We start from the raw sequence: 22,570 nt of genomic DNA on the forward strand, positions 1-22,570 counted from the left end.
TTTTTTCTTTTCAATCGAACATGAGTGGAGGTGATAGGTTCCATGCAGATTTCAAAAGTGTTCAACAACAACGTCGTGGCCATTCAAGCAAACGGTCAAGAGCAAGTCGTCATGGGACGCGGGATTGCGTTTCAAAAACGTCCGGGTGATGCGATTGATCAAGCACGGATTGAAAAAATCTTCACGCTCGAGAGTGAAGAAAGCCACGAACGGTTCGTTCATTTTTTGAATGAAATGCCGGCGGTGGAGATGGATACGGTCAAAGAAATCGTCAAGCTCGCGGAGACGCGACTCGATAAACACGTTCACGATTCGCTTTACGTGACATTAGCCGACCACATCCATTTTGCACTCAGCCGATATCGCGATGGAATCATCATCCGCAACCCTCTCGTTTGGGAAGTGAAACGATTTTACACACAAGAATTTGCGATTGGAAAGGAAGCGGTCGCCCTCATCAATGAGCGGCACAACGTCAAGCTCGATGAGGATGAGGCGGTCGCGGTCGCCCTTCACCTCGTCAATGCGACGATGTCGGGAGCTAAGGGTGAGAACCTTCACCTCGTTACCGAGATGACACGAGCGACGCAAGCAATCCTCACAATCATCACATACCATTTCCAAATTGATTTGGATGAAGAATCGTATGCCTACTCCCGATTTTTGACCCATTTGAAGTACTTTGTGCAACGGCTCGCTTCAGGCAAGAAGATTAAACAAGGGGGCGACGAGACGCTGTTCGAAATGGTGAAACTGCGTTATCCGGACGCCTACGAATGCGTCGAGAAAATCAAAGGCTTGATTGCCACCAAGTATAACTACGACGTCTCGACTGATGAACGCCTCTACATGATGATTCATATCGAAAACTTAATGAAAGAACGACGATCCTAAGGATGGTTACTGCGGATGCAGGCCAAACCTAAATGACGACACTTCTCGTGTACGTTCATTTAGGTTTTTCTTTTTAACAAAAACTGAAGGAGTGAGAGAGATGAGCCAATATAAGGTACTCGCTGAAGACATCATTCGCCATGTCGGCGGGAAAGACAACGTGAAGAGCGTCTTCCATTGTGCGACACGTTTGCGGTTCAAGTTGAAGGATGAACAAAAGGCAAATCCGGAAGTGTTGAAAAATCACGACGGTGTCATCACGGTCGTACAAAGTGGCGGCCAGTTCCAAGTCGTCATCGGTAACAACGTTCCATACGTTTATGAAGATGTGGTCGGGGCGGGTGGGTTCCAAACGACGTCGAACGATCAAGACGAGAAGACGGGTGTCTTTAACCGTTTGATTGATGTGATTGCCGGTATCTTCACACCAATTCTCGGCCCGATGGCCGGAAGCGGTTTACTGAAAGGGTTACTTGCGATTCTCGTCGCACTCGGTCTGCTAACACAAGACATGGGGACGTATATCGTCTTGAACGCCGCAGCAGATGCGCTGTTTTACTTCTTGCCGGTCATTCTCGGACATTCGGCCGCGAAGAAGTTTGGCGGCAATCCATACATTGGGATGATTATCGGGGGAGCGCTCGTCTATCCGGCTATCGTCGCGATGCAAGGAGCAGGCGAAACGCTCACGTTCCTCAATTTTCCGGTCGTGTTGATGAGTTACGCGTCATCGGTCATCCCGATCATCCTGGCGTCATATGTGTCGTCGAAAGTCGAAAAATTCTTTAACGCACGTACACACGAAGCGGTCCGGAACTTTACGACACCGATGATGGCACTTATGATCGTCGTCCCGCTCACGTTCCTTGCCATCGGACCGGTCGCGACGTATGCGAGCCAAGGTCTGGCGAATGGCTACTCGTTCTTGTATGAGTTGAGCCCGATTGTCGCCATCGCCTTTATCGGCGCATTTTGGCAAGTGCTCGTCATGTTTGGTCTCCACTGGGGTCTCGTTCCAATCATTATCAACAACTTAGCAGTCGTCGGCATGGATACGATCGTCGTTGGTGTGTTGATGGCGACGTTCGGACAAGTCGGGGCGACGCTTGCGATAACGCTCAAAGCACGTGATCCGAAAACGAAAGGGCTCGGCACATCATCGACGATTGCCGGTGTGTTCGGGATCACCGAGCCAGCGATTTACGGATTGACGCTTCCGCGTAAAAAACCGTTCGTCTTTGGAATGATCGGTGGGGCGGCCGGAGGTGTCGTTGGAGGCATGCTTGGGACGGCGGCTTACGCTATGGGCGGACTCGGTGTATTCAGTGTCCCGGTCATGATTCCTGAGGCAGGTCTCGATATGACGTTCTACGGTGCCTTGATCGGTCTAGCGGTCGCGACGCTTGTCGCCTTCGGACTCACGTATACGTTGCATAAAGAGACAGATACGGTCGAGCAATCTATTAAGGAAGTTGCGCCTAGCGTGTCTGAACACGTCGGTTTCCCCGTATCGGCACCTGTGAAAGGGGAAGTCGTGTCGATCGATATCGTCCGTGACGAAGTGTTCTCGAGCGGTGCGATGGGTAAAGGAGTAGCAATCAAACCGAGCGAGGGCGTCGTTTATGCGCCATTCGACGGAGACGTCGTCACGATCTATCAGTCTAAGCATGCAATCGGCCTGCGATCAGATCGCGGCGTCGAAGTGCTCATCCACGTCGGACTCGACACGGTGCAATTGAACGGACAGTTTTTCGAGGCGTTCGTGACAAGCGGTCAGCGTGTCAAAGAAGGGGATGTGTTAGTCAAATTTGACCTCGAAGCGATTGCAAAAGCAGGCTACGACACGATTACACCGATCATCGTCACGAACACCGGAAATTACTTGGACGTCCTGCCGACACATGTCGGGGTCGTCGAACCAAACCACGACGTCTTGCGCGTCTTAGTCTAAGGGAGGAAACGGAACATGAAACAAGTAGCGAAAGACTTTTTATGGGGGGGCGCCACTGCGGCGAACCAATTTGAAGGCGGTTATCAGGAAGGTGGCAAAGGACTATCGATTGCCGATGTCATGCCGGGCGGAAAAAATCGGATGAAAATCATCCATGATCCGAGTTTCGATTTTGAACTTCATGACGAATACACGTATCCCAACCACGACGGGATCGATTTCTACAGCCGGTATAAAGAAGACATCGCACTCTTCAAAGAGATGGGATTCAAAACGTTCCGGATGTCGATTGCTTGGTCACGTATCTTCCCGAACGGCGACGAGCTCGAACCGAACGAAGACGGACTCAAATTTTATGACCGCGTCATCGATGAGCTCGTTTCGCAAGGAATCGAGCCGCTCGTCACGATCTCGCACTATGAGTTGCCGCTCCATTTGGCGACAGAATACGGAGGCTGGCGTGATCGTCGTCTCGTCGATTTTTTCGAGCGTTACAGCCTTGTCTTGTTCGAGCGTTATCAAGGGAAGGTTAAGTATTGGCTCACGTTCAATGAAATCAACGGCGCGCAGTTCATGCCGATGCTCAGCCTCGGTATGGCGATCCGTGAAGGTGATGACCAGCTGCAGTTGACATATCAAGGGCTCCATCATCAGCTCGTCGCGAGTGCCTTGGCGACGAAAGCGGCCCGTGAAATCGATCCGTCGATGCAAATCGGCTGTATGCTCATCGCGGCACCGGTCTATCCGTACAGCTCGAACCCAGAAGATATTTGGTACGCCCACGACGCAGAACGGATGATGAACTTCTTCTGTGGCGACGTGCATGCGCGCGGGGAGTATCCAGCGTTTGCGAAACGGTTCTTCCGTGACAACGGCATCGAGCTCGTGATCGAAGACGGAGATCTCGAGACGATGAAAGCCAATACGGTCGACTTCTTCTCGCTCAGTTACTATATGTCTCGGACAGAGAAAGCAGAAAAGACGGAGGACGAGGCTGCAGGTAACATCATGAGCGGGGTGAAGAATCCTTATCTTAAAGCGAGTGATTGGGGTTGGGAGATTGATCCGATGGGACTACGCGTCATTATGAACAAGTTATATGAGCGTTACGAACTGCCGCTCTTTATCGTTGAGAACGGTCTTGGCGCTTATGACAAAGTTGAAGCAGACGGTTCGATCCATGATAATTACCGTATCGACTACTTGCGTGACCATTTGAAAGCGATGGTCGAAGCAATCGAGGACGGTGTCGAAGTCATGGGCTATACGAGTTGGGGTTGCATCGACCTCGTAAGTGCCTCGACAGGTGAATATAGCAAGCGCTATGGTTTCATCTATGTCGACAAACACGACGACGGTTCAGGCACGCTCGAACGGTCACGTAAAGACTCATTTTTCTGGTATCAGGACGTTATTCAAACAAATGGTGCGAGCTTGTTTGAAGATGAAACGGTGAAATAGAAACAGACGGCCGCGGCCGTCTGTTTCTATGATTTCGTGATTTTACGCAATACGATAATGGCGAGGCTGACAGCGGCAGCAATCAGCATGTACATGCCGATTGACGAGAGTGTCTCTATCCAAAAATCCATTAGGCTTCCTCCTCGACGAAGAGTGCAAGCTCACCTTGGGGCATGGCGACGAGTAGATATTTGTCGCCGCCAATCGGCCGAGCATCTCCTGCCTGCCAACTCTCGAACTGGTCATGGTAACCGTTTATATATAAAACAGCATCGGATTCAAAAGTTAGTTCAAGATGGGGGTTGTCTTCGGATAAGTGGATGGTGCGGACGCGTTCGCGCCGCAGTTGAACGAGATGTTGGAGTTGTTCGTCTTCATCGAACGATAAAGCAGGCGTATGGATATGCCATGGTCCCTCGATGGATAACCAAGAGTCGTCTCCGTCTCGTTTAAAGTAGAGTAAATGATGGTTCGGGCCTGAACCAAAGTCGATCCCGACGAATGAGGATGCGGTAAATAGATGGTGTAAAATTTGTGTTGCCTCGAGATATTCGGTGCGGGTCACGCTTCCACCTCACTTGATTCGGTTAATTGCCTCTATCATTTCACGTTACTGTGCTAAAGTAAATGGAGAAATTATGTAAAATACCTGTCTGAAAATATTGGAAAATCTTTGAAGGAACTTAAAAGTTTGGTCAGTGATTGGGCAAATATCGTCCCGCATTTAAATAATCGCTCTATAATAGACGTGTAGAGATGACTATTGACGAAATGAGGGGTAGCGATGGTATACGGTTTATTGATTGCTGGCATCGTCCTGATCACACTCGTCATCAACGTACTGCGCTTGATGACGACCCCATCTTTGAACCGTTGGCTACTCGTTGGGGCGAGTAGCCTTGTCGTGATTTGGCATGGGATTCTGTTCGACTTTTATGATTTACATTGGTCGGTGCTGCTGCTCATCGCGACCGGCCTCATCTGTTTTCAATGGACGGGCATGGTGACCGCGATTCTTGTCGGTTGGTTGCTCGTCTATAGCCAATCAGGAGACTTATCGTTTCCGTTGTTGCTCAGTTATATCTTTTTCGGACTCGGTGCCGCGCTCTTGTTCGGTTATATTAAACAATTGAAACGGGAACGATCGGATCGGTTACGGATGTTGACGACAAGCTCTCGTCAATTGAACGTGTTTCGTGAAGTCAGCTTCACGATGCAAGATACGCTCGACCCGGACCGTCTCCTACAGACAATTTTGACGTCGGTGACGGCAGGTCATGGGCTCGGCTTCAACCGCTCGATCATCTTTTTTGCCGATCCGGAAAAAGACAGCATTTACGGCGTCATGGGGACGGGACCGATGAATCCCGAGGAAGGGTACCAAATTTGGGAAGAAATCACACGGCAACATTATGACCTTCAACGATTGATTGACGAGAAAGAGACAGACTCGACGCAAGACGAGCCATTGAACGAGCGAATTCGTAAAATGACGTTCCCATTTAAAGCCGATCATGTATTTAAACAGACACTCGACTCGGGCCGACCGCAACACGTCTATGCGAGCATCACCGATGATGCGGTGCTACGACTATTACATACAGAGTTACAGATGGACGAGTGCACAATCTTCCCGTTACATCATCAAGGTATCCCGTACGGATTGCTCGTCATCGATAACGTCGTCAACAAGAAGCCAATCACCCCTCAAAAAATCGATGGGGTTCGGCCCATCGCGGAACAAGCATCGCTTGCGTTGCATCAGACGACGCTTTACCAACGGATTGAGACGCTAGCGCTCCGTGACGGACTGACTCGTTTGAAGAACCATCGCTCGTTCGAGCAAGATTTGGATGTATTGTTCCGCGAATGTGATGAAGATGAACTGTCGCTCATCGTCATGGACATCGACCACTTCAAACATTATAACGATACGAACGGTCATTTGGCGGGGAATGAACTGTTGACGCGACTCGCGAGCGTCATTCGCCGAAGTGTGCCGGATGAACAGATGGCGTATCGGTTCGGCGGCGAGGAGTTTGTCGTCTTGCTCCCGCGATTCGATGAGATCGGAGCGACGCACGTGGCCGAAACGATTCGTTCAGCCGTTCTCGGTACAACATTCACGCACGGGAATCAACAACCGGATGGGCAGTTGACGCTCAGTTTTGGCGTCGCCTCGAAGCATACGCTTCGTGATCAGACGGTCGAACAGTTGATTGAATGTGCGGACCAGGCTCTTTATGCGGCCAAGTCACGCGGGAAAAATCAAGTCTGTCGCTGGGAAGGGGTGACGCTATGAGTGAGTTTAGCGTCATGATGATGGCGGTCGCCTTTATCGGGACCATCTTGCTGTCGAGCCGGTACTGCTATCTATTCATCTTACGTCACATCGCCAAGCGTGAGGCGGCGGTATTGCACGTCTCGTTACAAGACGTCTCGTTCTCGTTTGATCAGATGGTGTACTTTATTGCCTTGCCGACGACAATTCCCGAAGTAAGGGACGCGATGAAAGACGAGCTCATCATCGAGCCGTATTACGAGTCGCACTTCTTTCCTGACGTGAACGGGATACAAGTCTCCGTTAAATCGGGACAGGAAGTGATCCCGATTACGTATTTGCCAATCGATGATTTCAGTTTACCGATCTTAGATCGCTATCTAGAGACGCGGAAGATTGATGAGCGGACGAACCGCATCATTCGCGCCCACGTGATTGTTCATGATCGGACGCTCCAAGCGATCCGGGACGAGGTGTATCACCACTTGCATGAGGACCGAATCAGACAATAGAAAACAGGGTTTCCTTCACCAAGTGGCGATGGAAACCCTGTTTTTAGTTCGTTAAAAGGTGGAACCGGACAGCGCCGATCAAGTTGGCCTCATTGAAGTGGGCGCACGTCTCGACGTCGATCCGGAACGTACCGAACGAATCTGTGAGCGCATCGAGGTGACGCTTGATGCCGTCACGGACTTCAGGCCGCCGGCTGATGCCGCCACCGATCAAAATCCGTTCCGGGTCGAGCCCGAACTGGAGATTGTAGAGTCCGATCGCATTCCAACGATAGAAGTTTTCGAGTTCCTCATGAATACGTGAGTCCGATTGAAGGTCGAACACGTCTTTGCCGGTGAGGGGCAGTCCGAGGCGATCACTGCACCGCTTCACGAGAACGGCCGTCGCACCGACTTTACTCCACGTGCCGTCCGGGTGGGGGGCATTCGGGTCAAGAATCCAATAGCCATACTCGCCGCCATGGAAGTGTGAACCGACCATGACTTCGTTCGAGTCGATAAAAGCACCACCGACACCCGTGCCGATGACGACTGTCGCATAACGTTTCAAAGAAGCGGCGGCCCCGGTCCATCCTTCGGCGAGCGCTGCCGCGTTCGCATCGTTTAGGACGGTGACGGGTAAGTCGTACTGGTCTTGAAACGGCTCGAGGAAAGGCTGTTCGTGAATGTAAGGGAGGGCGGTAACGCCGTGAATCAACCCGGTCGACGAATCGACGGCGCCGGGAGCGCTAAAGGCGATTCCTTGAATCGGTCCCGCGGCTTGCGTGTTGTTCACGATTGCATCGATCTGTTCGAGAAATGCTTTCCACGTCTTAGGGGTCGGGACGTGGTCGTTCGACAGAAGTGTCCCATCAGTTTGGACGACACCGTATTTGATACTCGTACCACCGATATCGATGGCTAAATAATGTTGCATTCTATTCACTCCTTAAGCTAAAAACGCGGCCCCAATCACGCCGGCGTCTCCTTTCAGTTGCTGCAAAACGAGCTTTGTCTCTCCACGTAAGTGGGGATAGACCCGTACATTCACTGCATCCTGCAATTGATTCCAGTATAACGCAGCAGCCGCTGTTACGCCTCCCCCGAGAATAATCATGTCGGGGTCTACCGTGTGGATAATGTTCGCGAGACCTGTCGCTAAACTGTCAACAAACTTATTTCGTTCAGTTTCGTCTGCCAATAATGTCATAGTGTCATGTAACCCTCTTACTTTTGCCCGTTCATGTAGGGCTGTACCACTAGCATGTGTCTCAAGCGAACCGACGTTTAGCGTGTGATGGATCGGTCCTTCGGTACGGACAATCATGTTGCCAATTTCACCAGCACTTCCGTGAGCACCACTTATGAGTTGCTTTTTGTAAACAAAACCGCCACCGACCCCTGTACTGACTGTGACATAAAAGATAGAGTCTACGTCACGTCCGGCCCCAAACTTTGCTTCAGCGAGTGCCGCGGCATTCGCATCATTCTCTAAGGTGACAGGGAGGCCAAGTAAATCGGACAACGGTTCAACTAGGTATTGATGATGCCAGTTTGGGAGGTTAGGCGGAGTGAGAAACGTTCCTCGTTTGAGGTCTAGCGGTCCGGGGGCGACTATCCCGACATGTTCAATCTCATATTCGAGTTCGAAGCGTTTGACGGCTTGACTGATAGTTCTTAACGTCGCCTCCATCTCAAGATGGGGGTGTGTCTTAAACTTAAATTGTTTCTCAACGCGACCGTCTTTTGAAACGACCGCGACGCGTGTATTAGTACCGCCCAAATCGATTCCGATTCGGGCTTTTTGTTTATCTAGTGACGATACACCAGTAACGAGACAGGTGGCATTTCCTTTCACCTCAAACGACTGGTGGGCCGGCAATACGATCGTACCGCCTGTCTCGAACAAGTGTTCATCTATTTCGAGCGAGCCAGCGACGACCGTCAAGATTCGGAACGTATCCGTCGAGACGGATTCCTCGCGTTCGATATTCCATTTTTCAACGAAGAAATAAGGGTTACGTGTCAACTGTTTTCGGAAATGATCCAGACGCAGGACAGGTTCCGCATAGTCGAGATGGGGTGCGAACGAGGCGAGTGCACCTTGCTCAACATGGAGGTCACGGGTGTGTCCAGTCGATGTTTCCATGCGTCCGTAGTCATAGAGACGGTACGTCGTATCCGAACTCTGTTGAATCTCAAGGACACACAAGTCTTTCGTCAAGGCGTGGATGGTCCCGGCTGGAACGTATAGAAAATCGCCTCGGCTGACAGGTTTTCGAGTTAATCCAGTCATCACGTTCCCGTCCGCGAGCGCCTGCTTTAATGCGTCTTTCGATTCAAATGTATGACCGTAGATGATTTCGCTCCCCTCTGGCGCATCGAGAATATACCAGCATTCATTCTTTCCATACGGTTCTTTTTCAAGTGACTGGGCTAATTCGTCATCAGGATGGACTTGGATCGATAAATCATCGTTAGCATCAATCCACTTGATTAATAACGGGAATTCAGGGGCATCAATGCCGAACAGTTCAGGTGCTTGCTCATAGAGTGCTTGTAAAGTCATGCCCTCATAAGGCCCGGCGCTGACGATGGAACCGCCTTGTTTCAGGGCTGATGCAGTCCAAGCCTCACCAATCGAAGGTTCGTCAAAGTGAAAACCGAAACATTTCAAGCGATCGCCTCCCCACAGACGATATTGGTAATGCGGTTGTAACGGGATGATGTTCATAGTAAAGTTCCTCACTCTCATTTGTTATCGTCTACACTTTTAAATTTAAAAACTAAACAAACTTTAAATCAAGTATAGACATGAAATGATTCATGTGTATAATAAAAGTTGTAAACGATTTCAAAAAAGGAGTGATCAATCATGAAGAAGGTATTACTTGCTTGTAGTTCGGGCATGTCGACGAGCCTGCTCGTCACGAAAATGCAACAGCATGCGGAGTCGATCGGGGACGAAGCGAAAATTTGGGCAGTCGGTCAAGACCAGGTCGGAAAAGAGATGGAAGAGGCGGACGTCATTCTCATCGGGCCACAAATGCGTTTTTTACTCGATAAATTGAAAGCGCAAACATCGAAACCGGTCGAAGTCATCGACATGATGGCTTACGGAACCGCAAACGGGAAAGCGGCGTATGAACAAGCAATTAAATTGATGGGGTGAGAGTCATGGAAGGAACGGAAGAGTTAACGTTAGAACAGATGGCATTCATGATGATTTTGCACAGCGGCAACGCTCGGAGCACGATCCAAGAAGCCATCCAAACATACAAGAACGGTTCGTACGAGTCGTTTGAAGCGCAGCTAGCGACAGCGCGTGAACAGTTGAAAGAAGCGCATCAGACGCATTTCGGTCAAATTCAAAAAGAGGCGAACGGGGAGAAGACAGACATGTCATTGTTACTCCTTCACGCCGAAGACCATCTCATGTCGACCCAGACGATGCTTGACTTGACGGCGGGTTTGATTGAAATGGTCGAGCAAAAGATTGTAAATCCTAATCAAGAAGGGTGAATCCTATGTCACAGGACAACAAAATGTTCTTATTGATCAGCAAGTTGCTCATGCCGATGGCGACTTACTTGAACAACAGTCGGTATTTGCAAGTATTACGGGATGCGTTCATGCTCGCATTCCCAATCACGATGTTCGGTTCGATCGTCGTCGTCATCGCCAACTTGCCGTTCTTAGACAAGTTCATGTCGGAAGGGACGCTGAACGCGTTCAAATCGTCACTCGGGAACGCCCCATCGGCCACGATGGGCATCATGTCAATCTTCGTCGTTTTCGGTATTGGCTATTATCTTTCGAAAAGTTACAACGTCGAAGCCGTCTTTGGTGGGGCGATCTCCCTCGTATCGTTCCTCTTGTTGACACCGTTCCTCATCGAAGTCGAAGGAATGACAGAAGCGGTCGGAAATGTCCTCCCGCTCGACCGTCTCGGTGCGAAAGGAATGTTCCTCGCCATGATCACCGGGTTCCTCTCAGGTGAGATTTATCGATTCGTCGTTCAAAAGAACTGGACGATCAAAATGCCGGACGGCGTACCGCCGGCGGTGGCGAAGTCGTTCTCGGCGCTCGTGCCAGCCTTGTTGACGCTGACGGTCTTCTTGCTCCTCAACATCGTTGTGACGAGCTTGTTCAATACGAACTTACATGACGTCATTTTCAACGTCGTCCAACAGCCACTCGTTAAATTAGGCAACGGTCTCGTGCCAACGTTAATTGCGATCTTCTTCGTCCAATTGTTCTGGTTCTTCGGGTTGCACGGACAAGTCATCGTCAACTCGGTCATGGATCCGATTTGGAATACGTTGTCGCTTGAAAACTTGAACGCGTACACGGCGACCGGAGATGTGCCGAACATCATCAGTAAACAGTTTGTCGAGATCTATACGGTCGGCCTTGGTGGCTCGGGCTCGACGCTTGCCGTCATCGTAGCGATCTTATTGTTCCTGAAATCGAAACAGTTGAAGCAAATCGGGAAACTGTCACTCGGACCAGGGATCTTTAACGTCAACGAACCGGTCATTTTCGGTCTGCCGATTGTCATGAATCCGCTCATCATGATTCCGTGGATTGTCGCTCCACTCATAACGGTCACGGTCACTTACTTTGCGATGTCGACAGGGCTCGTCCCGCCACCGACCGGAGTCGCAGTCCCTTGGACCGTTCCGATGTTCATCAGCGGGATGATGGCGACGAATTCACTCGCCGGCGGATTACTTCAACTCGTCAACTTCTTGATTATCTTGGCGGTGTGGTTCCCGTTCCTTAAATTTATTGACCGTTTGAACTTGAAGAAAGAACAGGAAGAAGCCGCTAACCAGACAGACGAAGCGGTGTAAAGAAGAAATAGAGAATAAGGGAGAGAGAGTTTATGACGAACCCGACAGAAACGAAAACATCATCAGTAGTGACATATCAATTCCCGACCGATTTTTGGTGGGGGACGGCCTCTTCGGCGACGCAAATGGAAGGTGCGGCGTTTGAAGGTGGTAAAGGCTTAAATATTTGGGATTACTGGTATATGCAACAACCGAACCGATTCTTCAATGGGGTCAGCGCGACCGAAGCGTCTAACTTCTATCATTTGTACGAGCAAGATATCGCGCTCATGAAAGAACTCGGACATAACACGTTCCGCTTCTCAATCTCGTGGTCACGTCTGTTTCCTGAAGGCGTCGGCAAGGTCAATGATGAGGCGATCACGTTTTATAACAACGTGATCGATTGTCTCATCAATCATGGCATTGAGCCGTTCATCAACTTGTATCACTTTGACATGCCGATGGCGCTTCAAGACCGAGGCGGCTGGGAATCACGTGACGTCGTCGATGCTTACATACAGTTCGCAAAGACGTGTTTCAAACTTTTCGGAGACCGTGTGACGACGTGGTTCACCCATAATGAACCGATCGTGCCGGTCGAAGGTGGTTACTTGTACGATTTCCACTATCCGAACGTCGTCGATTTCAAGCGTGCCGTCCAAGTCGCTTACCATTCAATCTTATCGAGCGCGCTCGCCATCCAGGCATACCGGGAGCAGGGGCAGGCCGGTCAAATCGGGATCATCCTGAATTTGACGCCGTCGTATCCACGTAGCCAACACCCGGCCGATGTGAAGGCCTCACAAGTGGCAGATGCCATCTTCAACCGCTCGTTCTTGGATCCGTCTGTGCTCGGGACGTTCCCTGAAGAGCTCATCGATGTGTTGCGTGAACAAGACGCGATGCCGGAGCTGCAACCTGGAGACTTGGAGCTCATTCGCGCCAACACAATTGATCTTCTCGGCATCAACTACTATCAACCGCGTCGGGTCAAGGCAAAAGCGGCCCTTCCGAATCCCGAAGCGCCATTCCTGCCGGAGAATTTATTCGACTTCTATGAGATGCCGGGTCGCAAGATGAACCCGTATCGTGGTTGGGAAATTTATGAGCAAGGCGTTTATGACATCTTAATCAACTTGAAAGACAATTACGGCAATATTCCATGCTTCATCTCGGAGAACGGGATGGGCGTCGAAGGAGAAGAGCGTTACCGTGACGCTGACGGTAGCGTCCAAGACGACTACCGGATCGACTTCATTCGGGAGCATTTGAAATGGACGCATCGGGCGCTCGAAGAAGGCGCGAACGTTAAGGGCTATCACTTATGGACGTTCATGGACAACTGGTCATGGAGCAACGCCTATAAGAATCGCTATGGATTCGTTGGTGTCGATTTAGCGACCCAGGAGCGGACCGTCAAAAAGTCTGGGCACTGGTTCAAACAAGTGACTGCTGATCATGGATTTACAGAATAATAGGAAAAGCTGACAAGGACCTACTCTTTGTCAGCTTTTTTTGATATATTATTCGTATATGTCTATACATGAGGTGGAATATGTCTACAAAGAAAAAACCAAAATATGAATCGATTGCCGATGAGATTCGGCATCGCATCAATGAACAAGCTTATGAACTCGAAACACCGCTCCCGGACGAGATTCAATTAGCGGAAGAGTTTGGCGTCAGCCGCATGACGATGAAACGTGCCCTCGAGATTCTTGTGATGGAAGGTCTGATTTATCGGAAGCGCGGTAAAGGGACATTCATCTTACCGGCCAGCTTCCAAAAAGAACGGATCAACATCATCAGTAAAGAAACGAGAGGATTGACGCAAGTCATCGGCGACCGCAGTCTCCGCAGTGAAGTGCTCGACTTTGAAGTAAAGTTCCCGACCCAGGAAGTCGCTGACCACTTGATGATCGAGCTGACGGAACCGGTGTATGAGATTCGCCGTGTCCGCTATGTGGACGAAGAGCCCTACGTCATTGAATTGACGTACATGGTCGCGAATCTGATTACGGGACTATCGCGTAAAATTTTGGAGAAGTCGGTCTATAGTTACATCCAGCAGGAACTTGGCTACACAATTACGAGTTCGCATAAGATGATTCGGGCCGATAAGCCTGATGAGTACGACCAACTCTACTTGAAGAATGATATTACCGACCCGATCATTGAAGTCGAACAAGTCGTTTATTTGAGTAACGGAAAACCGTTCGAATACTCGTTCGCTCGGCATCGCTATGACAAGTTTGTCTTTTCTTCAGTAAATATTGTTCGATGACGGCGCGGCAACTGTTGAAGCAACGCGTCACGGGCCATGCGGCCAAGCTTTTGAAAACGCGGCGGCTCCGGTTGTACATCATGTTTGCGCTCTTATTCTTTCTCGGCTATCAGTATATTTTGTTCTGGCAAGGCGGTCTTGATTGGGTCGGCGACGTTTCAGCGTTCGTTTGGGCGGTGCTCTTCCTGCTCCTTGTCGTCAACGATACGTTCTTCGTTTGGTTCGAACGAGCAGATGTCACGCAACGCAAAGAGCGGACGCTCATCAAGGCGTTGAAGCGCTATTCGCTGTATTATCATATCGTCAAGCTGATCATTAAATATGGTGTGGTCGTTTCGTTGTTTAGGCCAGTACTCGTCGAGTGGGGATGGACACATGCTTCAATTTTGTCATTCTTCTTATCCGTTCTCCTAATCGCTTGGCTCCATATGTGGACTCAGTACCAGTTAAAGATTCGGCGAAGTCATTGGATGTCGCGGGTTAGCGTCACGATCATCGCTTTGATTTGCCTATATGCATTCCTTGACGGCCGTCCGCTTGCGGCAGTCGCCTTCGGCAGTGGTTTCGTCGCACTGGCACTTTATGCCGGGGAAGGTTGGATGTCGCGTCAGCCGTACCTTGATCGCGAAATCGACTTGGCCGAGGCGTTGCATGATTCATTCTTCCAAAAAATCAAGAAGGGACATTTTCATGACTGAACAACAATATGAGCGACTGCTACAAATCGAGACGGCGAAGCCTCAGCAAGGCTTCCCGACCTCGGTCGAATACCATCGCTATGAGCCGACCCCATATGCTGCGCTCGACTTGTTGCGCGACGCCTATCCGCTCGAGCCGACGGACACGGTCGTCGACTTTGGATCCGGGAAAGGGAGGTTGCCGTTTTATCTCGCCTACACGTTCCGTGTCCGCGCCATCGGGGTCGAGATGGATGGTGGCTATCACGAGGAGGCGCTTCAAAACTGGGTCAACTATACGAAGAAGCATCGGTCGCGTGGGAGCGTCCAGTTCGAGTGCGCGTATGCCGAACGGTTTATGATCCCACCTGAGGCGAACCGATTTTATTTCTTCAACCCGTTCTCGGTTCAAGTGTTCCGCCAAGTCGTTGCCAACATCCTCGACTCGGTCGAGCTCTCGCCGCGTCCGGTCGATATCATCCTCTACTATCCGTCCGACGATTATTTACACTTTTTGAATGATGAGACACCGTTCCGTTACGTCCAAGACGTCCGATTGCCGCTGAAGAATCTTCATGAACGGTTTCTCATTTATCGATTTGATATGATGGAGTCATCTTGGTAATGGGGAGTGGATTTGAGTGAAGAAAAAAGATATTTTAGAAGCGTACCGTTGGCGTCAAGCGACGAAAGAGTTCGACGCGGACCGCAAGATTGATGAAAGCGACTTTGAATTTATCCTGGAGACGGGACGGTTGTCACCGAGCTCATTCGGCTTCGAGCCGTGGCAGTTCGTCGTCGTCCGTCGCGAAGATTTACTTCAAAAAATTAAGGACAACACGTGGGGTGCTCAAGGACAAGCGTTGACGGCGAGTCATTTCGTCTTGATCTTGGCCCGGACGCCGCAGGAAATGCGCTATGATTCGGACTATCTGCGCCACATCATCACGGGCGTCCAAGGACGGACCGAGGATGAATATGCGCTCCGAATCAAACGAGTTCAGGAGTTCCAAGAGCAAGATTACCGTCTGTTAGACGACGAGCGAGTGTTCCAAGAGTGGATCAAGCGCCAGACGTACATCCCGCTCGGCAACATGATGACGGCAGCAGCCCAAATCGGGATCGACTCATGTCCGATCGAGGGCTTCAACCAACAACAGATTGACGAACTGTTGATTTCAGAAGGTGTCATGGAACGCGGGGCCTGGTCGCTCTCGGCCATGGTTGCGTTCGGTTACCGGGCTCGCGATTTCGCGCCGAAGACGCGCCGCGACTTCAACGAGGTCGTCAAATACATCGGATGAAAAAAAGCTCAATCGCCTCGACGCGATTGAGCTTTTGCTTATTTCCAGTCTGTGATGCGGTCGATTGGGAAACGGACCGACGGGTAACCTTCTTCCGCGGCTTTGCCGATCGAGAGGAGCATGACCGGGAGGTAGCGTTCTTTCTCGAGACCGAACGCTTCGGCGATATTCTTCTTATCGTAGCCGCCGATCGGGTTCGTGTCGTAGCCGTGGGCACGGGCGACGAGCATGAGCTGCATCGCGACGAGGCCTGAGTCGAGCAAGATGCTGTCTTTGATCATTTCGTTCGGTGCGTCTTTGAAGATGCCTTTGATTATGTCGACTTGGCGGTCGCGGACTTCAGGAGGCATCAGGCCGCGCTCGACGGCAGAATTGAAGATCTCTTCCGTGTAGTCGGCCATTTGGTAGTCGGCGAAGATGGCGATGACAGCCGATGACGTCTCGACTTGACGCTTATTGAAGCTCGAGAGCGGGAGGAGTGTCTCTTTTCCGGCGGCGCTGTCGATGACGACGAAGCGCCATGGCTGAAGGTTGAGCGAAGACGGTGCTGTCGTCGCTTCCTCGAGGATTTGTGTCATTTCGTCTTTCGAGATTTTGACGTTCTCGTCATAGACGCGAATCGAACGGCGTCCTTTTACAATCTCCATAAAGTCTTTCTGTGTTGTCGTGTTCATATTAGGGTCTTCCTTTCGTGTTGAATGTTGTGTTGTAACGTATTTAACAGGTCGAGCAAATGTTGTTGCTCCTCTACCTTCATGTTTACAAAAAGTCGGTCCGATAAGCACTTCTTTTGCTCGGTCCAATGTGCAATTTTGTCGCGACCGAGCTCGGTCAAGTCGACGTAGATGACGCGATTGTCTTGAAGACATCGTTCACGAGCGATCAGCCCTTGCGTCTCGAGTTGTTTCAAGTGACGGGTGATGGCCGCGTGATCGACATCGACGCGCTGTTGCAGCTCGCGTTGGCGAAGTGGACCGACGTGATTCAAGTTGCTCAAAATATCGTATCGGGTCAGGCTCAGTCCATCCATTTCGGTATCGAACAGCTGGCTGAGTTCTTTTTGTACAGTGATGACGTTGTAGAGAATTTGGTCGCTAGGCGAACAAGATTCGCGCATCCATAACCCTCCTTAACTAATTGATGACTCAATCATTGATGGGTCATGTAATCTATCCTAACGTGTTTTTCGATTGCCGGCAAATAAAAAGTTTTAAAAAACCTGTTGCCAAACTGTTATATAATAGTCTATATTAAAGTCAACTGATATATAACAACAAATACGGGAGGATGTGAAGGCTTGGAACAGTATACACAAGTAGGAACTTATCGCGTACATCAGGAGCTCCTCGACTTCGTCTCGGCTCATGTATTGCCAGGAGCAGAGACGGGGCATCAGTTTTGGCAAGGAGTCGAGCGCATACTAGACGAGTTCATTCCTCGAAATGAGGCGTTGCTTCACAAACGGGAGTCGTTTGAGCGACTGTTACAGAAGTGGTACAGCGAACAGAAACAAGACTTTGACCTTGTCAGCTACGAACGCTTCCTCCAATCGATCGGCTACATCGAACCGGTCGTCCCTGATTTTAGTATCGACGTCTCAGGTGTCGATTCGGAGATCACACAGCAAGCCGGACCACAGCTCGTCGTCCCGCTCGACAATGCACGCTATGCACTGAACGCGGCGAACGCACGCTGGGGAAGTCTTTATGACGCGCTGTATGGAACGGACGTCATCGATGAAGCGGACGGAAAAACGAAGTCGGCCGGCTACAATCCGGTCCGGGGTAAAGCGGTCATCGCTTACGCCAAACAATACCTCGACGACACGTTCCCGCTTCTAACGGGTTCGCACCGGAACGCGGAAGGATACGCGGTTCGCGCCGATGAACCATACGCCATCATCAACGGACAAGACGTCCCGTTCAGCAATGACTGTTTCATCGGTTACGTCGGGAATCCGGACAGTCCGACGAGCTTAGTGCTCGTCCATAACGGCCTCCACGCCGAACTGAAATTTGACCGGAACCATCCGATCGGCCGCACGGATGGGGCAGGGCTCACCGATATCGAACTCGAGTCTGCCTTATCGGCCATCGTCGACTGTGAGGACTCGGTCGCAGCCGTCAACGCTCGGGACAAGGTCCACCTGTACAAAAACTGGCTCGGGCTGATGGACGGCACGCTCGAAGCGACGTTCACGAAAGGCGGCAAGCCCCTCAAGCGCCAGCTGAATGAAGACCGCCGCTACACAGGCAGAAACGGACGAGACGTCGTGCTGCCGGGACGTTCCTTACTGTTCATTCGGAACGTCGGTCACTTGATGACGACAGATTTGATGCTCGACAATCAAGGAAGGGAAGTACCGGAAGGAATCCTTGACGGCATCTTCACGTCACTGATCGCGAGCCGTCACCTCGACTCAAAACGGAACTCGCGGGAACGGTCGATCTACATCGTCAAACCGAAAATGCACGGTTCAAAGGAAGTCACGTTCACGAACGACTTGTTCGACGCGATCGAAGACGTGCTCGACTTGCCGCGCCATACGCTCAAAGTCGGTGTGATGGACGAGGAGAGACGGACGTCGCTCAACTTGAAAAACTGCATCGAACGCGTGAAGGAGCGGATCGTCTTCATCAATACTGGTTTTCTTGACCGGACCGGTGACGAGATCCATACGTCGCTCACGTTTGGGCCGATGCGCAAGAAAGGCGAAATGAAGACGTCGGCTTGGCTCGATGCCTACGAACGCTTGAACGTCTTGACCGGACTCGCGGCCGACTTCTATCAACAAGCCCAAATCGGCAAAGGGATGTGGGCGATGCCTGATAAGATGCGCGACATGATGCGGGAGAAAGTCGCCCATGCTGAGTCCGGCGCGACGACCGCCTGGGTCCCGTCGCCGACGGCCGCGACGCTCCACGCGCTCCATTACCATCAAGTGGATGCGTTCCGTGTCCAACGGGAGTTGGTGCAACGATCGTTCGATATCGACAGCGAACGGAAACGCCTGCTCGAGATTCCGCTCGCGACACGCGTCTATACAGACGATGAAGTGAGGGAGGAACTCGAGAACAACCTGCAAGGGCTGCTCGGTTATGTCGTCCGCTGGGTCGAGCAAGGCGTGGGCTGCTCGAAAGTGCCGGACATCCACCATATCGGGTTGATGGAGGACCGGGCGACGCTCCGCATCTCGAGCCAACACGTGGCCAACTGGCTCTATCATGGTGTCTGTACGCGTGAGCAAATCGAAGCGACGATGTACCGGATGGCTGAAGTCGTCGACAAGCAGAACGCGGCCGACCCGAACTACCGGCCAATGACGCCGGACGTGACCGACTCGATCGCGTATCAAGCAGCAAAAGACTTAGTGTTCCAAGGAACGGATTCGCCAAGCGGGTACACGGAACCGATCTTGCATCGCCGCCGCCGTGAGTTTTTGACACAGTCGACACTTGAATTGAACTTAAAAGGAGGAGCATCATCATGACAACGAAAAAAATCGAAAGCGAACAGTTAATCGAACGTTGGGTCGTCCGCCGCATCGTCTCTGGAGAGTCGACAGCGACACTCGCCAATACCGCATTCGTATATGGCAACGACTTGATGCGCCTCGTGCTCGATCGGACGGACGGTTCGCTCCAAATCATGAAAGAACCGGTCGAGGAAGTCGTCGTATTCCGCAAACCAGAAGAGCGGGACGAGGAAAACGTCTGCCGCAGTTGTGGGATGGAACATTCGACGTTCAAGTCGGCACTCGAATGCTGCGCCTACTTGGATTAAGTTTGCAACATCTGTTATATAACAATTTAATTAAAACAAAACTAATATAATACAGGAGGAATAACAATGAATGAACAACGCATGCAACTCGAGAAGGTTTTTCAGTCGGAACGGTTTGACGGGGTCGAGCGTCCGTACGGAGTCGACGACGTCATGAAGCTTCGTGGATCGGTCTTGATCGAACATACGCTCGCGACGAAAGGGTCGGAACGTCTGTGGGACCTGCTCTACAAACGGGATTACGTCCACGCGCTCGGGGCGCTCACCGGAAATCAGGCAATCCAACAAGTGAAGGCGGGGCTTGAGGCCATCTACTTAAGCGGCTGGCAAGTCGCCGCTGATGCGAACTTATCAGGGCATATGTATCCGGACCAAAGCCTGTACCCGGCCAACTCGGTACCGAGCGTCGTCAAGCGAATCAATCAGGCGCTGCAACGGGCCGATCAGATTCAAACGGCGGAAGGGAAAGGGGATACGCACTGGTTCGCGCCGATCGTCGCCGATATGGAAGCTGGGTTCGGCGGTGTGCTCAACGTCTTCGAGCTGACGAAAGCGATGATCGAGTCTGGTGCGGCCGGTGTCCACTTAGAGGACCAGCTGTCTTCGGAGAAAAAGTGTGGTCACCTCGGCGGTAAAGTATTGCTCCCGACGCAGACGGCTGTGAAAAACTTGATCGCGGCGCGCCTAGCAGCAGACGTCATGGGCGTATCGACGATTATCGTCGCCCGGACGGACGCGCATGCGGCCAACTTGATCACAAGTGACATCGACCCGATTGACCATCCGTTCATCGTCGGCGACCGGACGCCGGAAGGCTTCTACCGGACCGAGGCCGGCATCGAGCAGGCGATCGCCCGCGGTCTCGCCTATGCTCCTTACGCCGATCTCGTCTGGTGCGAGACATCGGAACCGGACTTGCAAGAAGCACGCCAGTTCGCGGACGCGATCCATGCGAAGTATCCTGGAAAAATGCTCGCCTACAACTGTTCGCCTTCGTTCAACTGGAAGAAGAAGCTGTCTGACGACGAGATCGCGACGTTCCAACAAGAGATTGGGACGATGGGCTACAAGTTCCAATTCGTCACACTCGCCGGGTTCCATTCGCTCAACTTCGGCATGTTCGAGCTCGCCCGCGGCTATAAAGATCGTGGGATGGCAGCATATTCTGAGTTACAACAAGCCGAATTTGCGGCCGAACAACACGGCTACACGGCGACGCGCCATCAGCGTGAAGTCGGCACCGGCTACTTCGATGAAGTCTCACTCGTCATCTCGAGCGGACAGTCGTCGACGACCGCGCTCGCTGGATCGACCGAGGCGGAACAGTTTGAAGTGAAATGAAGCAAACGAAAAAGATGATGCCGCGGCATCATCTTTTTCGTGGTTAACGAGGAATCGTGAGCACTTGACCGACGCTGATCAAATTGATGTTCGTGATGTTGTTGGCGGCAGCGATTTTGGCGACGGTCGTATTATATGTCGTCGCAATCTTATAGAGCGTGTCGCCTGACTTGACGGTATACTTCACGGTCGTCGCTGGCGGAGGAGTGACGGTTGTTCCTGGGATGACCAGGACTTGACCGACGCTGATCAGGTTGATGTTGGTGATGTTATTGGCGGCAGCGATTTTGGCGACGGTCGTTTTGTACAGTGTCGCAATCTTGTAGAGTGTATCGCCTGCTTTTACCGTATATTTGACAGTCGTCGTTGGGGGTGGCGTGACGCTTGTACCTGGAATGACGAGCACTTGACCGACACTGATCAAGTTGTAGTTCGTGATCTTGTTGGCGGCAGCGAGTGCAGCGACTGTGACGTTGTAAGCCCGAGCGATGCTATAGAGCGTGTCGCCTGATTTGACAGTATACGTTTTAGAGGTTGAAGTAGATTGGTAAGCGAGCAATTGGGAAACTGTCACGAACTTGTAGCCTTTTGCTTTCAGTTGCGAGATCATCGTCGGCAAGGCTAGCGGTGTGCCTGGCGCACCAGCACCGGTGTGCATGAGGACGATCGATCCTGGTTTGATGTTCGTTTGGACTTTCGTATTGATTTGGCTAGCAGTGAGTCCTTTCCAGTCAATCGTATCGATGTTCCATTGGATCGTATAAGCGTAGCCGGCAGCGCCGACACCGCTCAAGACGGCGCTGTTCACGGCGCCAAACGGAGCCCGGAAGATCGGTTTTGTCGTTTTGCCGGTCAGTGACTTAACGATTGCTTCGGTACGGTCGAGTTCGGTCTTCATTTGAGTGGCGGTCAACTGGGTGAAGTATGGGTGGCTGTACGAGTGGTTACCTACTTGGTGACCTTTAGCTGCGATGTTTTTAATGTATTGAGGATGGTGGTTGGCGCCGGTTCCAGTCAAAAAGAAAGTGGCTTTGACGTTGTTCTTGGCAAGTATGTCCAAAATCTTGTTCGTATTCGCACCATCCGCTCCGTCATCGAACGTCAACGCCACGACTTTACTCGTCGTGTTCACGCTCGTTATGAACTTCGAAGCAGCGGCATCAGCTGATTTTGGATAGGTGACTAACGGTGCCAGCAGGATCAACAAAGCCATCAATAACCGTACAAATTTGCTCTTCATTTTTCCTTTCGCCTCCATTCTTGGT

22 protein-coding genes are annotated in these 22,570 nt (G+C 51.3%); 16 read left to right on the plus strand and 6 right to left on the minus strand.

The features are described 5' to 3' along the window. The first annotated feature begins 42 nt into the window (after positions 1-42). The 3 genes from licT (at position 43) to A6395_RS09210 (ending at position 4,306) form a co-directional block, all read left to right on the plus strand. Positions 43-894, plus strand: coding sequence for a BglG family transcription antiterminator LicT (gene licT, locus A6395_RS09200; protein ID WP_071398785.1), 852 nt, complete (start codon positions 43-45; stop codon positions 892-894). Between the two features lie 100 nt (positions 895-994). Then, entirely contained in the window at positions 995-2,845 is a 1,851-nt protein-coding gene (locus A6395_RS09205; protein WP_071398786.1) for a beta-glucoside-specific PTS transporter subunit IIABC, read from the plus strand. Positions 2,846-2,860: 15 nt separating this feature from the next. Continuing rightward, positions 2,861-4,306 (plus strand): glycoside hydrolase family 1 protein, encoded by a 1,446-nt coding sequence (locus A6395_RS09210; RefSeq protein ID WP_071398787.1) that lies wholly within the window; start codon positions 2,861-2,863, stop codon positions 4,304-4,306. 130 nt (positions 4,307-4,436) lie between these two features. On the opposite strand, the gene A6395_RS09215 is transcribed toward A6395_RS09210, so the two are convergent. Continuing rightward, positions 4,437-4,871, minus strand: coding sequence for a DUF6188 family protein (locus A6395_RS09215; RefSeq protein WP_071398788.1), 435 nt, complete (start codon positions 4,869-4,871; stop codon positions 4,437-4,439). 219 nt (positions 4,872-5,090) lie between these two features. Between A6395_RS09215 and A6395_RS09220 the strand changes: the two genes are divergently transcribed. Both A6395_RS09220 and A6395_RS09225 read left to right on the plus strand, forming a co-directional pair. Further along, positions 5,091-6,608, plus strand: coding sequence for a GGDEF domain-containing protein (locus A6395_RS09220; RefSeq protein WP_071398789.1), 1,518 nt, complete (start codon positions 5,091-5,093; stop codon positions 6,606-6,608). Next, complete coding sequence (locus tag A6395_RS09225; protein WP_071398790.1) at positions 6,605-7,099, plus strand: hypothetical protein; 495 nt, start codon at positions 6,605-6,607, stop codon at positions 7,097-7,099. Before A6395_RS09220 ends, A6395_RS09225 begins: the two co-directional genes overlap by 4 nt. A 43-nt stretch (positions 7,100-7,142) precedes the next feature. Here the strand turns inward: A6395_RS09225 and A6395_RS09230 are convergent, their stop codons facing one another. Next, complete coding sequence (locus A6395_RS09230; RefSeq protein ID WP_071398791.1) at positions 7,143-8,015, minus strand: ROK family protein; 873 nt, start codon at positions 8,013-8,015, stop codon at positions 7,143-7,145. 12 nt (positions 8,016-8,027) lie between these two features. Further along, positions 8,028-9,812 carry a type I phosphomannose isomerase catalytic subunit gene (locus A6395_RS15760; RefSeq protein ID WP_159429460.1) on the minus strand — a complete coding sequence of 595 codons (1,785 nt, stop codon included), beginning with the start codon at positions 9,810-9,812 and terminating at the stop codon, positions 8,028-8,030. A gap of 141 nt (positions 9,813-9,953) precedes the next feature. Here A6395_RS15760 and A6395_RS09240 point away from each other — a divergent pair, with 141 nt between their 5' ends. The 8 genes from A6395_RS09240 to A6395_RS09275 all read left to right on the plus strand — a co-directional run bounded on the left by A6395_RS09240 (position 9,954) and on the right by A6395_RS09275 (position 16,181). After that, positions 9,954-10,250 (plus strand): PTS sugar transporter subunit IIB, encoded by a 297-nt coding sequence (locus A6395_RS09240; RefSeq protein ID WP_071398792.1) that lies wholly within the window; start codon positions 9,954-9,956, stop codon positions 10,248-10,250. 5 nt (positions 10,251-10,255) lie between these two features. Then, positions 10,256-10,600 carry a PTS sugar transporter subunit IIA gene (locus A6395_RS09245; protein WP_071398793.1) on the plus strand — a complete coding sequence of 115 codons (345 nt, stop codon included), beginning with the start codon at positions 10,256-10,258 and terminating at the stop codon, positions 10,598-10,600. 23 nt (positions 10,601-10,623) lie between these two features. Next, entirely contained in the window at positions 10,624-11,934 is a 1,311-nt protein-coding gene (celB, locus tag A6395_RS09250) for a PTS cellobiose transporter subunit IIC (protein ID WP_071398812.1), read from the plus strand. 32 nt (positions 11,935-11,966) lie between these two features. After that, positions 11,967-13,391, plus strand: a complete 1,425-nt coding sequence (locus A6395_RS09255; RefSeq protein ID WP_071398794.1) for a glycoside hydrolase family 1 protein — start codon at positions 11,967-11,969, stop codon at positions 13,389-13,391. An 80-nt stretch (positions 13,392-13,471) separates the two neighbouring features. Further along, positions 13,472-14,200 (plus strand): GntR family transcriptional regulator, encoded by a 729-nt coding sequence (locus A6395_RS09260; protein WP_071398795.1) that lies wholly within the window; start codon positions 13,472-13,474, stop codon positions 14,198-14,200. After that, entirely contained in the window at positions 14,197-14,898 is a 702-nt protein-coding gene (locus A6395_RS09265) for an ABC transporter permease family protein (RefSeq protein WP_071398796.1), read from the plus strand. The genes A6395_RS09260 and A6395_RS09265 overlap by 4 nt, the downstream gene beginning before the upstream one ends. After that, the gene (locus A6395_RS09270; protein ID WP_071398797.1) at positions 14,891-15,502 is read left to right on the plus strand and encodes a class I SAM-dependent methyltransferase; all 612 of its coding nucleotides are present in this window, start codon (positions 14,891-14,893) and stop codon (positions 15,500-15,502) included. The genes A6395_RS09265 and A6395_RS09270 overlap by 8 nt, the downstream gene beginning before the upstream one ends. A 16-nt stretch (positions 15,503-15,518) precedes the next feature. After that, complete coding sequence (locus tag A6395_RS09275) at positions 15,519-16,181, plus strand: NAD(P)H-dependent oxidoreductase (RefSeq protein ID WP_070328085.1); 663 nt, start codon at positions 15,519-15,521, stop codon at positions 16,179-16,181. Positions 16,182-16,219: 38 nt separating this feature from the next. On the opposite strand, the gene A6395_RS09280 is transcribed toward A6395_RS09275, so the two are convergent. Then, the gene (locus tag A6395_RS09280) at positions 16,220-16,855 is read right to left on the minus strand and encodes a nitroreductase family protein (RefSeq protein ID WP_071398798.1); all 636 of its coding nucleotides are present in this window, start codon (positions 16,853-16,855) and stop codon (positions 16,220-16,222) included. Continuing rightward, a complete protein-coding gene (locus A6395_RS09285) occupies positions 16,852-17,298 on the minus strand; it encodes a MarR family winged helix-turn-helix transcriptional regulator (protein ID WP_070328087.1) in 447 nt (148 codons plus the stop codon). The genes A6395_RS09280 and A6395_RS09285 overlap by 4 nt, the downstream gene beginning before the upstream one ends. Before the next feature lie 180 nt (positions 17,299-17,478). Here A6395_RS09285 and A6395_RS09290 point away from each other — a divergent pair, with 180 nt between their 5' ends. From A6395_RS09290 to aceA, 3 genes are all read left to right on the plus strand, one after another. Further along, on the plus strand, positions 17,479-19,671 hold the full coding sequence (locus A6395_RS09290; protein ID WP_071398799.1) for a malate synthase G: 2,193 nt from the start codon (positions 17,479-17,481) through the stop codon (positions 19,669-19,671). Further along, positions 19,668-19,964: a hypothetical protein gene (locus A6395_RS09295; RefSeq protein WP_070328089.1), complete on the plus strand. Its 297-nt coding sequence runs from the start codon at positions 19,668-19,670 to the stop codon at positions 19,962-19,964. The genes A6395_RS09290 and A6395_RS09295 overlap by 4 nt, the downstream gene beginning before the upstream one ends. Before the next feature lie 66 nt (positions 19,965-20,030). Further along, entirely contained in the window at positions 20,031-21,305 is a 1,275-nt protein-coding gene (gene aceA / locus A6395_RS09300) for an isocitrate lyase (protein WP_071398800.1), read from the plus strand. A gap of 43 nt (positions 21,306-21,348) precedes the next feature. On the opposite strand, the gene A6395_RS09305 is transcribed toward aceA, so the two are convergent. Then, complete coding sequence (locus A6395_RS09305) at positions 21,349-22,518, minus strand: LysM peptidoglycan-binding domain-containing protein (protein WP_233589701.1); 1,170 nt, start codon at positions 22,516-22,518, stop codon at positions 21,349-21,351. Between the last annotated feature and the right edge of the window lie 52 nt (positions 22,519-22,570).

Source organism: Exiguobacterium sp. SH31, assembly GCF_001816105.1.
Classification (GTDB): domain Bacteria; phylum Bacillota; class Bacilli; order Exiguobacteriales; family Exiguobacteriaceae; genus Exiguobacterium; species Exiguobacterium aurantiacum_A.